The following is a 15,051-nucleotide window of genomic DNA, read 5'->3' on the forward strand; positions in this document are numbered from 1 at the left end:
GGATAGTAAAGGCTGCTGGCAAGGCGAACCGTGAGAAAGATCTCACACCTTCTTAATTAATAAAATATTTTCGATTATTCATACAATTATTCAAGCGTGATCACACTCGCTTGCGCATTCAAAGGCTAACCGTTTATGAGTATGACCTCGACAACAATTGCAACACAACTGGAAACTATGACCTTCCCATTGCATGGGGCAAGGTTAATTGAAGCCTCGGCTGGTACGGGAAAAACCTTCACCATTGCGGGTTTGTATTTGCGATTGCTGCTTGGACATGGGAGTGATGAATCACGCCACCAAGCACCGCTGACGGTGAATCAAATTTTAGTGGTGACTTTTACTGAAGCGGCAACTGCCGAGCTGCGTGACCGTATTCGTGCCCGTATCCATGAGGCGCGAATTGCCTTTTCTCGTGGTTGTAGTGATGACCCAGTGATCCAACCGTTGCTGGAGCACATCAGCGATCATAAACAAGCGACTCAAATTTTACTGCAAGCCGAAAGACAGATGGATGAAGCCGCTGTCTATACCATTCATGGCTTTTGTCAACGGATGTTAACCCAAAATGCTTTTGAATCGGGCAGTCGTTTTAATAATGAATTCGTCACCGATGAAAGCCATCTCAAGTCGCAAGTGGTTGCCGATTATTGGCGCCGTCAATTTTATCCGTTACCGATCAACCTGGCTGCGGAAGTTCGCCGTTTGTGGTCATCGCCAGCGGTCTTGCTTGAAAAAATAGGCGGTTACCTAACAGGTTCACCGCTTAAGTTGTCCATTGATGCCATGCAAGATGACTTGGCGGCGCTCTATCAATCGTCTCTTGCGCGCGTTGAAGCACTAAAGCTGCAATGGTTGACTGTGTGTGATGAATTTGAAGCGTGTATCAATGAGTCAGACTTACACGCTGCGACGAAAAAAGCGCTTCACAAACGACTGGTTTTCTTGGCGCAGTGGGCGAGTAATCCGAGCCATGAACTGAGCGTACCTACAGAGCTGCAAGAGTTTGCTCAAAGTGCGTTGGATGCTAAATCTAAAAAGGGCAATCCTCCACAGCATGCAATGTTTAGCGCTATTGATGACTTTCTTGCAACCCCGATCAGTATAGAAGCACCGCTGCTGGCGCATGCGATTACTCATTGCCGCACGATGCTTGCCAAAGCGAAAGCACAAAAGCAGTGGTTATCGTTTGATGATCTGTTGACTCAGCTTTCTGCTGCAATGGATAACGATGAACTGGGTTTACTGGCTGAGCGCATTCGTACCCTTTACCCGGTTGCGATGATCGATGAATTCCAAGATACCGATCCACTGCAATACAGTATTTTTAGCCGTATTTATCTGCCTAAAACCGAATGTGGTTTGTTTATGATTGGTGACCCCAAGCAAGCTATTTATGCGTTTCGTGGTGCAGATATTTTTACTTATATTAAAGCGCGAAAACAAGTGAGCGCGCATTACACCTTAGGCACCAACTGGCGATCAAGCGCTGATATGGTTAAGGCGGTGAATCAAATTTTCACCACAGCCGATAGCCCATTTATTTACGACCAGGACATTCCTTTTTTGGCGGTCAACGCGAGCCCGAATGCAGAAAAGCGTCACTGGTGGCTTAATGGAAAAGCCCAACCAGCGTTAACCTATTGGTTGCAAGCTGCGGAGGATAAACCGCTACCCAAGGGCGAATACCTCAAATGCATGGCGCAAGCGTGCGCAAGTCAAATTCAAACCATTTTGACAGCCGCACAACAAAAGCAAGCGTATTTTGAAAATGGAAAAACGCAGAAAGCCGTGCAGGCAGGGGATATTGCGGTATTAGTGCGAACTGGTAATGAAGGGCGAATGATCAAAGAAGCATTGGCAAAACAAGGTATTGCCAGTGTGTATTTGTCGAACCGAGACAGTGTGTTTAGCAGTGCCGTTGCGCAAGATTTACAACGCTTGCTGCAAGCAGTCCTGACGCCAGAAAACGACCGTGCTCTACGTGCCAGTTTGGCTTCGCAACTTTTTGCTTTAGATGCCGCCAGCCTTGATGATTTAAACAACGATGAAATGGTGTGGGAAAACGCGGTTAACGAATTTAAAGAATATCGCAAATTATGGATTGAGCGTGGTGTGCTGCCGATGCTGCGCAGTGTGATGAGTAAGCGCCATATTGCCGAGCGTTGGCTTGAAGAAGAAGACGGTGAGCGTGCACTGACTGACTTTATGCACATTGGCGAATTGTTACAACAAGCGAGTCAAGAAATCGATAGTGACCACGGTTTACTGCGTTGGCTCGCACAAGCCATCAGTGATGCGGAAAATGGCTTAGGTGGTGGTGATGAGCAAATTCAGCGTTTGGAATCTGAACGTAATTTGGTGCAGATCGTCACCATCCATAAATCAAAAGGTTTGGAATATGACTTGGTCTTTTTACCGTTTGTGGTCAGTTACCGAGAAGCCAGTGAGGGCAAATATTATGATGCCGCGAATGATGAAACCGTACTCGATATTACAGCCTGTGATGCCTCGATTAAGCAAGCCGATAAAGAGCGTTTAGCTGAAGATCTGCGCTTAATTTATGTGGCATTAACTCGCGCCGTCTACGGCTGTTTTATTGGCATTGCGCCGCTGCGAAATGGCCGATCAACCAAAGAGCCGACCGGCGTCCATTTAAGTGCAATAGGCTATTTACTGCAAAATGGGCAAGAGGCGGGTATTGCCCAATTGAGCTCTGCTTTGAGTGCACAGGTTAATGAACAAGTGGTGATTGAAGAGCCGCCCGCTCCACAGGATCAAATGTTTAAAGCATCCGATGGAGCAACACCGCTCTTAACGGCTAAAACTCTGCAAGCACAGATTGATCGCTTATGGCGCATTACCAGTTATTCAGGACTGGTCAAACAAGGCTCGAAACATGTTAGCCATGACGCGACCCTTGAAATCTCAGGCTTTGATATCGATTCTGCCGACGAGCAAGATGAAGCCTTATTACTTGAGCCTGAACGTTCCATTTTTACCTTCCCACGCGGTGCAACGCCAGGCACTTTCTTACACTCATTATTTGAAGAGGTCGAATTTACTGAGCCTGCCAGTAGCGATGCCAATCAGCAAGTAATTATGGAGTTGATGCAACGAGAGCAAATTGATCTTGAGTGGCTACCAATATTACAAACGCTGGTGGATACGGTGTTAGATACGCCCTTAGATGGCAAAACACTTCGTTTGAACCAAAAGAGTGCCGAGCAGCGTTTGGTTGAAATGGAATTCCTCTTGCCGATTGAAGTGCTCACCGCTCCAGCGTTGAACCGTGTCATTCAGCGTCATGATCCTTTATCTGCGAAAGCGGGGGATCTCGGGTTTTATAGCGTACAAGGTATGTTGAAAGGCTTTATTGATTTGGTGTTTGAGCATCAAGGTAAGTATTACGTATTGGACTGGAAATCGAATCATTTGGGCAATGAAGTCGCGGCTTATCATGGTGAGCGTCTAAAAGTGGCTATGGCCGAGCATCGCTATGACCTGCAATATCAAATTTATGCGCTAGCACTGCATCGTTTCTTACGCAGTCGTTTAGCGAACTACGATTATCATAGCCATTTTGGTGGCGTCTATTATCTCTTTTTACGCGGTATGGATGGTGAGTCTGAACATGGGATTTTCTCAACCAAGCCCAGTTTTGAACTGCTCGATGAGATGGATAGATTAATTGATGGAGAGGCGATTGATGCACGTGCAACCAACGCCGGTCAAATGGAGTTAGATCTATGAAACTCACTTTGATGATGACACTTAAGCAGTTGGCAGAGAAAGGCTCACTTCGTCAATTGGATTATCAATTTGCTCGCTTTATTGAGCAAAAAAGTCGTCAACAATTCGCCACAGAGCAAAGTGAAGCGTTAGGTTTTCTCGCCGCTGTAGTAAGCAGTGAATTAGCAAAAGGACATATCTGTTTATCTTTAACGGAAACTTCCTCAGCGCAAGGCATTGACCTTGCAGCCAAGTTGGGGCTGTTTGGTGAAGCAGCAACCTTGCTGAATCAACAATTACTGACGATTGATTGGCTTGAACTGTTGAAAGCGTCGTCGTTGGTAGGCGAGCGTGGTGAAGCGGTACCATTAATGTTTGATGGGCAGCGATTATACCTGCACCGTTATTGGCATTATGAAGTGACTTTGGCTGAGCGTTTAACAAGCTTTGGAACACCAATGAGCTTAAAGCCTACCGATGTACAAAAGCTCAAATCGTTGCTCGATATATTGTTTGCTCGTCAGTATCATTTCTTGTTCAACGCACTCGTGAAATTACCCGATACCAGTAATGCGGTAGTGCGTCAGCAATTGGTGTGTGATTTTCTCGATGTGATCGCAGCTGATGAGCTCGATTGGAGTGCTATTGATCGCGTTGTTAGCTCGGCTAGTAGCGTCAGTGAATTGTATTCATTGGAGGAATTAATTCCGCAGGCTTCGTGCGTTAACTGGCAAAAAGTTGCGGCCGCTGTGGCATTAACTCGTCGCTTTGCAGTTATTTCTGGCGGGCCGGGAACCGGTAAAACCACCACGGTCACCAAACTACTGGCCGCCTTGATTACTCAAGCCCAGCAGCACGGTGAAACGCCAACGATTAAATTAGTGGCTCCTACCGGTAAAGCCGCTGCACGTTTAACGGAATCGATTGGTAAAGCAGTGTCAGAACTTGCGGTCGAACCGCAGCTCAAAGCTGCGATTCCGACCGAGTCGAGTACTATTCACCGCTTACTGGGGGCGATTCCAAACAGTGTTGAATTTCGACATGATCAGCGCAACCCATTACACCTTGATATTTTGGTGGTTGATGAAGCTTCCATGGTCGATTTGCCGATGATGGTCAAATTGGTCGATGCACTACCCAAACACGCGCGCTTGATTCTACTGGGGGATAAAGATCAGCTTGCTTCAGTCGAAGCCGGAGCGGTGTTGGGTGATATTTGCTCATTTTTAGACTACGGCTATAGCCGCTCACATAGCCAGCAATTATCACAGCTAACGGGATATCAACGTTTAACTTTGAATGCTCACATCCAAGAAAGTCATGTTTCAGATAGTTTGTGCATGCTGCAAAAAAGCTACCGTTTTGATGCGCGTTCCGGTATTGGTCAGCTTGCTAAAGCGATCAATGCTGGGCAACTGGCCATGGTCGATGAAGTTTTCAAACGCGATTATGCCGATATTACGCACCATTCACTCAGTAGCGAAAACTACAACCTCATGCTGCAAACCTTAGTTAAACAATACGGCCGTTATTTGACTCGTATTGATGAGGTGGTGATTGATAGCAGCACCAAAGTACCTGAGACTCAAGCACAAAAAGCCAAAGCTGTGCTTGATTGTTTTAATCAATGTCGATTGTTATGTGCAATTCGGGAAGGTGATTTTGGGGTTACCGGGCTAAACCAACGCATTGAACGTGCATTAGCTGCGCGTAAGCTGATCAAAGCTCAAGATGAGCTGTGGTATCACGGCCGTCCAGTGATGGTGACGCGCAATGATCATGGCTTAGGGCTTTACAACGGTGACATTGGGATTTGTATGCGCGATAGCAGCGATGAGCAGCAGCGTCTAAAAGTTTATTTTGAATTACCTGACGGCAGTGTAAAAGCGATTTTACCAAGCCGAGTGCCCGAACATGAAACGGCCTACGCAATGACCATTCATAAATCACAAGGCAGTGAATTTGATTTAACCTTGATGATCCTACCGCCTGACTTTAGCCCGATCCTAACCAGAGAGCTTATTTATACAGGGATCACTCGGGCTAAGAAACAATTGATGTTATTTGCTGATATGGCAACCATGAAGCGAGGGATCAAAGTCAAAACTGAGCGCGCGAGTGGCTTAGTGGCAAGGCTAAAGAATTAATTGAAGTTAATATACCCTTCCCACTTGAAGCTACAGCGGTGTTGGTTACATTCGTTCACCCCAATTACATAGTTTATCTATGCTCATTGGGATGCACTCATTTGCCGCCTACCTGCAACTTCAAATAGTTTGGGTATAGCACCAGATAATGCTTACTGCATTTTCTGGTGCGTGAATCTGCTATTTTTCGAGCGCTAATTTACGCAAAGGCATGAGTGAATGAGATACTCTTTATCTTGTAGCGGTCTTGAGAGCTGAGAATAAAGCCTCGTAGTTTGTTGTTTGCTGGGAATACGCAGTGGACATTGTGTCCTTCGAGAAACTGGTGGTCTCCCATATCCCAAAAGCTTTGTAGTGAGTTACAAATGATCGTTTTCATAGAGTTTTGCTCTTAAGTACGTGAGTAGTAAAAGCAATCCGTGCAAGCCATTTAGTCTCTTGTTCGTTAAAACCTCTGTATAAGTCAGCGCATGATCGTGCGGGCTAACAGCGGTTATAATTTATTGAGATCTACATATGAAGCCAAGTTCCTGAGCTGTTCATTAAATGTACACATCTAATGATGTCGGCGGATTCTACACACAATAACGAGGTAAATAAAGCGATTGTTTTATGAACAAAACAATGAAATCGTTTGCATTAAATTATATGTGTTTATTTAACAGTATACTGACCGATTATTCCCTTCCTACTTGAAGTTGCAGCGGTGTTGACTACGTTTGCTCACCCCAATCACATAATTTATCTATGATCATGGGGATGCACTCATTTGCCGCCTGCCTGCAACTCCAAGTAGCTTGGGTATAGTAGATAAAACTGACGTTAAAGGTGCAGGACTAAAATTTTTGAACGACGCTGATAGTTGTATAAATTTTGCTTAGCAATTGGCAATGATTCCACACCAACCTCATTAAAACCTTGTTCTCTAAACCAGTGTAAACTGTGTGTCGTCAGTACAAAAAGCCTATCTAGACCCATGTTCTTTGCCTGTTGTTTCATGTGGTTAAGCAATAATAGTCCACGGTTGCCATCTCGATATTCCGTATGAATTGCCACGCAAGCCATTTCTGCCATCCCCTCTTCTGGGTACGGATAAAGCGCAGCGCAACCAATCAGCAAGCCATCTTTATCGATGATGGTGAATTTATGGATCTCTTGCTCTAGTTGTTCACGAGAACGACGTACTAAGATGCCTTGTTCTTCTAGAGGACGAATGAGATCGAAAATTCCTCCGATATCGTCTATTTGTGCCAAGCGCACTTGTTCAGCGCTCGCCATGACAATTTGTGTACCAATACCATCAAAAGAGAACAGTTCTTGAATCAAAGCCCCATCTTCTTTGTAGCTAATTAAGTGACTGCGCGGTACACCAGCTCGACATGCAGAGACAGATGCCCTTAAAAAACGCAGCGTGCCAGAGCTGCTGTCTTGAGAGTGGTCAATGTCGGTTTCCAAACGTTGTAGCAGTTGTTCAACGTCTGCGGGAAACAGTTCGGCAATCGCATTACCTTGTTCATCGATGATCCCTTGTTCTGAACAAAAGCCAATCAGTTTTTCTGCTTTTAGTCGTATAGCGACTTGAGTCGCGACTTCTTCGGAAAGTAAGTTGAAACATTCCCCTGTGACTGAGCTAGCGATAGGACCAAGTAACACAATAGAGCCTTGGTCTAGCATGCGATTAATGCCTTCAATATCAATACGGCGAATACGGCCACTGTGGCAATAGTCGACACCATCATCTATACCTAAAGGTTGAGAGATGACAAAATTGCCACTAACGACGTTAAGTTGAGTGCCAGCCATTGGTGTGTTGTTTAGGCTCATTGATAAGCGCGCTGTGATGGCATGCTGTAATTGACCAGCAGCCTGCATAACTAAACTTAATGCGTCTTCATCGGTGACTCGAATACCTTTATGATAAGGCGTGGTATAGTTGTTTTTCGCCAAAATATGATTGATCTGTGGGCGAGCGCCATGGACCAATACAATTTTTACCCCTAGGCTGTGAAGAAGAGCTAGGTCACTGATTATATTTGTAAAATTCTTGTCTGCGATCGCCTCTCCGCCTAACATGACAACTATGATCTTACCTCTATGGGCATTAACATAAGGTGCGGATTGTCTAAAACCTTTAACGAGAGCAGTACTACGAATTTTCACGATGGGAACACTCTTTTTGTTTAATTATGCTTTTATAGTGACTTTTTATTCCTTTGTCGGCAAGTGGTTTTTTGAGTTTGCTGCAATTATTTGAGACCTAATTTTTTCTCTCATAATGAATAGGTTAGAGTACTTGCAGTACAAAGGCTTAACGTGGCCAAAATAAGATTTCGAACCGAGATAAGATGATAAAAGATCAAACCATAGAGCTGGTCACGCAGGGAACTCATTTGCGTAGAAGAAAAGTAATAGAACGAGTATTAATGGCATTAGCATTGGTGGGAACGCTTTCCGTTTTCTCTTTATATGGTGATATTTTTTCTCGTATCTCAGATTATTTAACCCCCAAAGAGCAGGTGTATGGTGTTTGGGTTGAGCAAAATGTCGCCCCCTATGCGGCCAAACATATTGAGCTGAGTAAACAAGGCGTAATGAGTGGTGGGCGAGTCTTAGCTACTTCTTTTGATTTTGATGGCCATTATATTGAGTATCAAATTGGCGATGAACACTATCGCTACAAAATGCTCAATGAAAGGTACTCTGAAATGACGCTTGTATCGTCAGAGCACTACAATCCTACTTTCCAATTGTCAGAAAAACACAAAAAAAACCTTCGCTAACAATTCGCTAATTGCGGTTTGGGTGGGAGTTTGTCATGCTTCCAGTTAATAAAAAATAATGGATGACTCCTGTGATTAAACCCATTCTCCCTTTTGTCGTTATTGCGCTTTTAGCCGGTTGTGCTCAACCAACCGATCGCGCGCAACAATATAATGATGGTGAATTTCCGCAAATACTCAATAAGACGACGGTTATTGATTCGAATACGCCTCGTGATTTCACCGAGTTTTCTAAGCAAAGTGAGCAAGTGATTAGCAACTCACCGTCGATGGCTGCAATTTATCAACCTTTATACGAGCAGATCAGTGAGTGGGCACTGCAAAGTGGTGAGCCTAAAGATCTTGCCAATTTTGGTATTCAAGCGGCGCAATTAGGTGGTGGTGACAAACAAGGTAATGTGCTTTTTACTGGCTATTTTTCTCCTGTAATGGAGCTTCGTCACTACCCTGACGCGACCTTTAAATATCCAGTCTACTCTTTGCCGCAATGCGATATTGATTGTCCAACGCGAGCACAGATTTATGATGGTGCTTTGGCTGGCAAAGGGTTGGAATTAGGGTATGCCGCGAACTTGATTGACCCATTTATTATGGAAGTTCAAGGCAGTGGTTTTGTGCATTTTGAAGATGACGATAGCTTAGAATACTTCGCTTACGGCGGCAAAAATAATAAAGCTTATGTCAGTATTGGGCGTGTGTTGATTGATCGTGGTTTAGTGCCACGAGAAAAAATGTCCCTCAAAGCCATAAAAGAATGGGTACTTGCTAACGATGAGGTGACAGTGAAAGAGTTGCTTGAGCAAAACCCATCGTTTGTCTTTTTTGAACCACGAGCCGCAGCGCCTGTGACTGGCTCGGCTGGTATCCCATTATTACCGATGGCGTCAGTGGCGGGGGACCGTTCTATTTTCCCAATGGGTACGCCAATTTTAGCCGAAGTACCACTATTGAATGCCGACGGTACTTGGAGTGGAGCGCATCAATTGCGTATTCTTATTGTGTTAGATACTGGTGGTGCGGTGAAGCAAAACCACCTAGATTTGTATCATGGCATGGGGGAACGCGCTGGAACTGAAGCTGGGCACTACAAACATTTTGGCCGCGTTTGGAAGCTCGGATTAGAAAATTCACCGACACAAGCTCCTTGGGCATTACCACCAGAAAAGCTACAATAGCGGCGTGACTACCTTATGATGATTTGAAGCTACAACGTTGTTAACGGATGATTCAAGTCACTAACAGGGAAGCTAGACTTTTAAATAAAGAGTGCGTATAAATCGCACTCTTTGTGTTTTTATCGATTTAATCGGACTTCTATTTATGCGCGAACTCGATACCCCAGCTTCTGATAACTACAACCAACGCTTTGGCGGAACGCGTCGCCTATATGGCAATCACGAGGTGGATATTCTACGCGCCGCGCATGTGTGTGTGATTGGTATTGGTGGCGTTGGGTCATGGGCTGTCGAGGCGTTAGCCCGTACTGGTATTGGTGAGTTAACTTTGATCGATATGGATGACGTTTGCGTGACCAATATCAACCGTCAAATTCATGCAATGAGCGGTACGGTTGGGCAAAGTAAAATTGAAGTGATGGCTGAGCGAGTAAAGCTGATTAACCCAGAGTGCGTGGTGAACTTAATCGATGACTTTATTACTCCAGATAATCAACATCAATACTTGAGTAAAGAGTTTGACTATGTGCTTGATGCCATTGATAGCCTGAAGGCGAAAGCTTCACTGCTTGCTTATTGCCGTAGTAATAAAATCAAAGTGATTACGGTTGGGGGCGCTGGTGGTCAGGTTGACCCGACACAAATCAAAGTGGCAGATTTAACGAAGACGATTCAAGATCCGCTAGCTAAAAAATTAAAAGATACGTTGCGTCGTCAGCACAATTTCCCGGTTAACCCTGCGCGTAAATTTGGTATAGATTGTGTTTTCTCCACTGAGCACCTTAAATATCCGCAAGCCGATGGTAGCGTTTGTGCAGTGAAATCAACCGCGGAAGGACCGAAACGGATGGATTGTGCTAGTGGTTTTGGCGCGGCAACGGTCGTGACGGCAACTTTTGGTTTTGTTGCAGTGGCACGAATTGTTGAAAAGCTAATTCAGAAACATAAGGTGTAACGGTCATGAGTACTTTCCCTAACTCTCCCTTTGGTTGTGATATAAATGCCGATGATATTGTCGCCACTATGCAAAACTTCAAAGGTTGGGAAGACCGCTATCGTCAAGTGATCCAGTGGGGGAAATTGCTTCCTCAAATGCCTGAAGCGTTGAAATCTCAACAAGTGACGGTTGCGGGCTGTGAAAGCCAAGTTTGGCTAGTTGGCGAAGAAATCGATGGAGTTTGGTTTTTCTGCGCCGATTCAGATGCCCGTATCGTGAGAGGTTTAATTGCACTCGTGATGGCTGCTTATAACGGTAAGCGTTCTGAGCAAATTCAATCATTTGATATTAATGGCTATTTCGACAAGCTCGGTTTGATCGCTCACTTAAGCCCTTCACGTGGCAATGGTTTGAAGGCGATTATCGAGAAGATAAAAAGTGTCGCTTAGTACTATCTATTTAACAGTACTATCTATTTAACAGTACTATCTATTTAAAAGTATTCCCTATCTAAAAATACTCCCCTAATAAAGGGGAGTGCATTACAGCATATCGACCGCTTTGGTGAGCGCTGCGATCAATTTTTCTACATCTTGCTCGTTGTTGTAAACACCGAACGAAATTCTTACTGTTCCCGTTAAACCTAGTGCATCCATTAGCGGATGAGCACAATGATGTCCCGCTCGAAGTGCGATACCTTGTTGATCAAGTAGGGTGGCAATATCTTGATGGTGAACGCCTTCCATCGCAAAACTAATCACACTGGCGTGGGGTTGATAACCAACGACGCGAATATCATCGAGCTGTTGCAGCGCTTGGTAAGTGAGTGCTTGTAAATGATGCAGGTGCGCTTCAACCGCTTCTCGATCACAGCCTTGATACCATTCAATCGCTTTAGCCAGTGCAATGGCTCCGGCTACATTCGGTGTGCCTGCCTCAAATTTGCCGGGAAGATCGGAGTAAGTGGTACCGTCAAAGGAAACTTTCTCGACCATTTTGCCACCGCCATGCCATGGTGGCATGGATTCAAGCAGAGACAATTTTCCGTAAAGCACACCAATACCCGCTGGAGCATAAAGCTTATGCCCGGAGAATACGTAAAAGTCAGCCTGTAATTGCGCCATATTGACTGACTCATGAACAATGCCTTGTGCGCCATCAACCACTACAATGGCACCCACTTGATGCGCCTGTTCAATCACCGCTTCGATCGGTTGGTACGTGCCAGTTACGTTGGTGACATGAGCGATTGCCACAATTTTCGTTTTGTTCGTGAGTAGTTTATTGAAAGCGTGTTGATCAAAGTGACAGTCTGCTGTCATTGGGACTTTAACGACTTTAGCCCCAGTCTGCTGCGCGACAATTTGCCAAGGAACAATATTGGCGTGATGTTCCATCTCACTGACTAAGATTTCATCACCTACTTGCAGGGTATTACGTGCATAAGTTTGCGCGATGAGGTTTAACGCTTCTGTCGCCCCGCGAGTCCAAATAATTTCTTTACTTGATTGCGCGCCAATAAATTGCGCCACGCTATCGCGCGCGGCTTCAAATTGACTGGTGGCTTGAGCCGTTAAACTATGGCTGCCACGGTGTACGTTCGCATTTTGTGCGCTGTAATAGTGGGTGAGGGTATCAATCACTATTTGTGGCTTTTGCGTTGTGGCGGCACTGTCTAAATAAACCAGAGTTTCTCCATTCACCGATTGTTTTAACGCAGGAAATTGTTCGCGAATGGTTTGCACGTCAAACATTATCGTTCACCTAACTCGTGATAATGCAGCGTTGGCAGCGTCACCATTGGCTCTGCAATTGACCATGCATGCGCTTTACCAGAGAGTAAAATGATGATCTCCATTGCGAATTCAAGCGCCGTTCCTGGTCCTTGGCTAGTGATCAACTTGTGGTTTACATCAAGGGTTACACGTTTATCTCGCCATAAATCGGTGGGAATGTGCTCGCGAAAAGCAGGGTGCCCAGTCATGATAGCTTGTGGGAAAAGCTGATGATGCTGAAAGACCAAGGCGGGCGTGGCGCAAATAGCGGCTAACCAGCGACCATCATAATGCTGCTGCTTGATCATTTCGATTAACAGCGGGCTGTCGCGAAAAGTCTCTGCGCCACCAACACCACCAGGCAGAACAATGACGTCAAACTCTTCATCGGCGACATCTACCAATTTGCAGTCTGCGGTTAACGTTACTCCGCGAGAGGCTTTCATTGTTAGTTGTCCGTCGAAAGCGGCACTGGCTACAACGACCTGGTAGCCCGCTCTGACCATCATATCGATGATGGTGATCGCTTCCATCTCTTCGCTGCCCGGTGCTATCGGGACTAAAATTCGTTTGCTCATTGACTTTCCCAACTGTGTTCTATCTGTTGAATGGCGTGGTATAGCTTACTATTTTCTGTTGTTGAGAGTTGGTGTTTCTCAGCTTTCTTTAATAAATAGCCAGTAATAAAGTCTATCTCGGTTTTCCGCTGATAGAAAATATCTTGATGCATTGAAGAGTGGTTCACGGCAGTGGCTTGAATAACCTGTTTAACCTTAGTCAGGAGCGATGACGGCGTGACCGAAAAACCTTCAGCGTTCATCACAGAAGCCACTTCAGCAACAATATTCTCAAGTTGCTGTTGGAAGCGCTGATTGGCTAAATCACCATTGCGACATTGCTCTAACGCGGTAATCGGATTAATTGCGCAGTTAATCGCAAGCTTATGCCATAAGGCTTCTTCAATGGTGTTATTCCACATAACTTCTGGTAATGCATGTGCAAGGACATCCACCAAAAACTGGCATTGTTCGCCTTTGGTGTTATAAGCCCCCAATTGAGTCACGCCTTTACCGGTATGTAACACCTGATTGATTGATGGTTTTAATGCGCCGTGAGTAGTCGTGGCTAATAGCAATGGAAATTCACTAATTAAGGCTGCAATGTTATCCACCGCCCCCATACCGTTATGCATAAATAGTAAAATAGTGTCGCGGTTTAATTGCGCTAATAGAGGGAGCAGTGCTTGTTCGACTTGCCATGCTTTGACGGTAATCAGTAATAAGTCCGCCTTTTTTAAGGCGTTGTTATCACAGTAAGGGAAGCTCACTGTTAGGTTGTTATCTTGGATAATAGAGAGGTGTTGATGTGGTGCTCTTCCCCATAAAGAGACGCGGTGCCCCGCTTGATGAAGTTGAGTTGCCCACAGCAAGCCGATAGCTCCCGGGCCAAGCACGACAATATTCATGATACCTCTCTATTTTTGACTTTGCGCCAAGGATAACGAGGTAGAAATGGAAAGCAATAAAAATGGCGCTCAAGAGCGCCATTTTTAAATACTTAAGTTCGATTAGAACTTGTACGTTACTGCTAGGTAGTGACCTGCACCTGAAGATTCTGCTTTAGCCGATGGATTCCATGGTAGACCTTCATTGTCAGCAAAACCATATACATCTTGGTAAAGTTTTAGACCGTAACCAACGGCAAAGCGATCTGAGTGCCAGTAGATACCGTTAAACATAGCACCACCATGGCTAGATGTTGCGTAATTTTTATCAGTATCCATTCCAAATTGATAGTCAATGTAACCTTGGTAAGAGATAAATGAGCCATTTTCGAAGAAGTGGAAAGGCTTAAACCAGTTAGTTGAAATTTGGAAACCGTTCCAATCTTTTTTGTTTGAATCGTAAGTACCGTAAAGGTTTAGACCAATTTTACCTAACCAAGGCACCATAATATCAGAGCCAAGACCGATTTTTTGAGTGTTTACGCCTGGGCTACCGTCAATACAGCCTGTTGCATCACAGTTTGTTGCGCCACCGCCACCCCATTCCATCACAGTAGCCACATACACTTCTTGTACTGCACCGAAAGATAAATCTTTACCTGTTGCTGCGTCTAGCGAAATACGTGGTGCAAATTTCATAAAGATTTTTTCTGATTTTGCTTTATCACTACTTGGGTTGCTAAGCAGGTTAAAAACATCAACGTAACCGTATAGGTCGAAAACCCCTGAGCGACCACCAAATTCCATTTCTAGATAGTCATGGCTTGATTCTGCAACGCCTTTTTCGTTGAACGCACCCATTAGGTTAAATTGCATCCACTTGTAATCGTTTTTGTGGATGTCGCCATCTGAGTAGTCTGCAGCCATAACTGGCGCTGAAGTTGCAGCCATTAGGCCTAGAGCTAAAAGTGATTTACGCATAAGGGGGACTCTCTATGTATTTTAAAAATTCAGCAAACAGATATTTCTGTAGTGCTTTCAATTGGCCGGAATAATAGCGA

At 44.8% G+C, this 15,051-nt stretch carries 12 protein-coding genes; 6 read left to right on the plus strand and 6 right to left on the minus strand.

Annotated elements, in window-relative coordinates:
* The first annotated feature begins 141 nt into the window (after positions 1 to 141).
* A complete protein-coding gene (gene recB, locus MCT08_RS04605) occupies positions 142 to 3,753 on the plus strand; it encodes an exodeoxyribonuclease V subunit beta (protein WP_274677966.1) in 3,612 nt (1,203 codons plus the stop codon).
* Positions 3,750 to 5,879: an exodeoxyribonuclease V subunit alpha gene (gene recD / locus MCT08_RS04610; protein WP_274674592.1), complete on the plus strand. Its 2,130-nt coding sequence runs from the start codon at positions 3,750 to 3,752 to the stop codon at positions 5,877 to 5,879. Before recB ends, recD begins: the two co-directional genes overlap by 4 nt.
* Positions 5,880 to 6,078: 199 nt before the next feature.
* Here the strand turns inward: recD and MCT08_RS04615 are convergent, their stop codons facing one another.
* Together MCT08_RS04615 and argA are read right to left on the minus strand one after the other, a co-directional pair.
* Positions 6,079 to 6,258: a hypothetical protein gene (locus MCT08_RS04615; RefSeq protein ID WP_080996362.1), complete on the minus strand. Its 180-nt coding sequence runs from the start codon at positions 6,256 to 6,258 to the stop codon at positions 6,079 to 6,081.
* A gap of 443 nt (positions 6,259 to 6,701) precedes the next feature.
* Positions 6,702 to 8,039 carry an amino-acid N-acetyltransferase gene (argA, locus tag MCT08_RS04620; RefSeq protein WP_274677967.1) on the minus strand — a complete coding sequence of 446 codons (1,338 nt, stop codon included), beginning with the start codon at positions 8,037 to 8,039 and terminating at the stop codon, positions 6,702 to 6,704.
* Positions 8,040 to 8,302: 263 nt separating this feature from the next.
* Between argA and MCT08_RS04625 the strand changes: the two genes are divergently transcribed.
* From MCT08_RS04625 to csdE, 4 genes are all read left to right on the plus strand, one after another.
* Entirely contained in the window at positions 8,303 to 8,659 is a 357-nt protein-coding gene (locus tag MCT08_RS04625; protein WP_255199696.1) for a DUF2850 domain-containing protein, read from the plus strand.
* A gap of 62 nt (positions 8,660 to 8,721) precedes the next feature.
* Positions 8,722 to 9,834 carry a murein transglycosylase A gene (gene mltA / locus MCT08_RS04630; protein ID WP_053310875.1) on the plus strand — a complete coding sequence of 371 codons (1,113 nt, stop codon included), beginning with the start codon at positions 8,722 to 8,724 and terminating at the stop codon, positions 9,832 to 9,834.
* A 145-nt stretch (positions 9,835 to 9,979) separates the two neighbouring features.
* The gene (tcdA, locus tag MCT08_RS04635; RefSeq protein WP_168521227.1) at positions 9,980 to 10,789 is read left to right on the plus strand and encodes a tRNA cyclic N6-threonylcarbamoyladenosine(37) synthase TcdA; all 810 of its coding nucleotides are present in this window, start codon (positions 9,980 to 9,982) and stop codon (positions 10,787 to 10,789) included.
* Positions 10,790 to 10,794: 5 nt separating this feature from the next.
* Entirely contained in the window at positions 10,795 to 11,220 is a 426-nt protein-coding gene (gene csdE, locus MCT08_RS04640) for a cysteine desulfurase sulfur acceptor subunit CsdE (protein ID WP_053310877.1), read from the plus strand.
* A 93-nt stretch (positions 11,221 to 11,313) separates the two neighbouring features.
* On the opposite strand, the gene csdA is transcribed toward csdE, so the two are convergent.
* The 4 genes from csdA to MCT08_RS04660 form a co-directional block, all read right to left on the minus strand.
* The gene (csdA, locus tag MCT08_RS04645) at positions 11,314 to 12,525 is read right to left on the minus strand and encodes a cysteine desulfurase CsdA (RefSeq protein ID WP_274677968.1); all 1,212 of its coding nucleotides are present in this window, start codon (positions 12,523 to 12,525) and stop codon (positions 11,314 to 11,316) included.
* Positions 12,525 to 13,124, minus strand: coding sequence for a DJ-1 family glyoxalase III (locus MCT08_RS04650; RefSeq protein ID WP_274677969.1), 600 nt, complete (start codon positions 13,122 to 13,124; stop codon positions 12,525 to 12,527). The genes csdA and MCT08_RS04650 overlap by 1 nt, the downstream gene beginning before the upstream one ends.
* Positions 13,121 to 14,011, minus strand: coding sequence for a 2-dehydropantoate 2-reductase (panE, locus tag MCT08_RS04655; RefSeq protein WP_274671621.1), 891 nt, complete (start codon positions 14,009 to 14,011; stop codon positions 13,121 to 13,123). The genes MCT08_RS04650 and panE overlap by 4 nt, the downstream gene beginning before the upstream one ends.
* Before the next feature lie 102 nt (positions 14,012 to 14,113).
* Complete coding sequence (locus MCT08_RS04660; RefSeq protein ID WP_274677970.1) at positions 14,114 to 14,971, minus strand: nucleoside-specific channel-forming Tsx family protein; 858 nt, start codon at positions 14,969 to 14,971, stop codon at positions 14,114 to 14,116.
* Positions 14,972 to 15,051: the final 80 nt, after the last annotated feature.

It is taken from the genome of Vibrio aestuarianus (genome assembly GCF_028858425.1).
GTDB classification, from domain to species: Bacteria; Pseudomonadota; Gammaproteobacteria; order Enterobacterales; family Vibrionaceae; genus Vibrio; species Vibrio aestuarianus.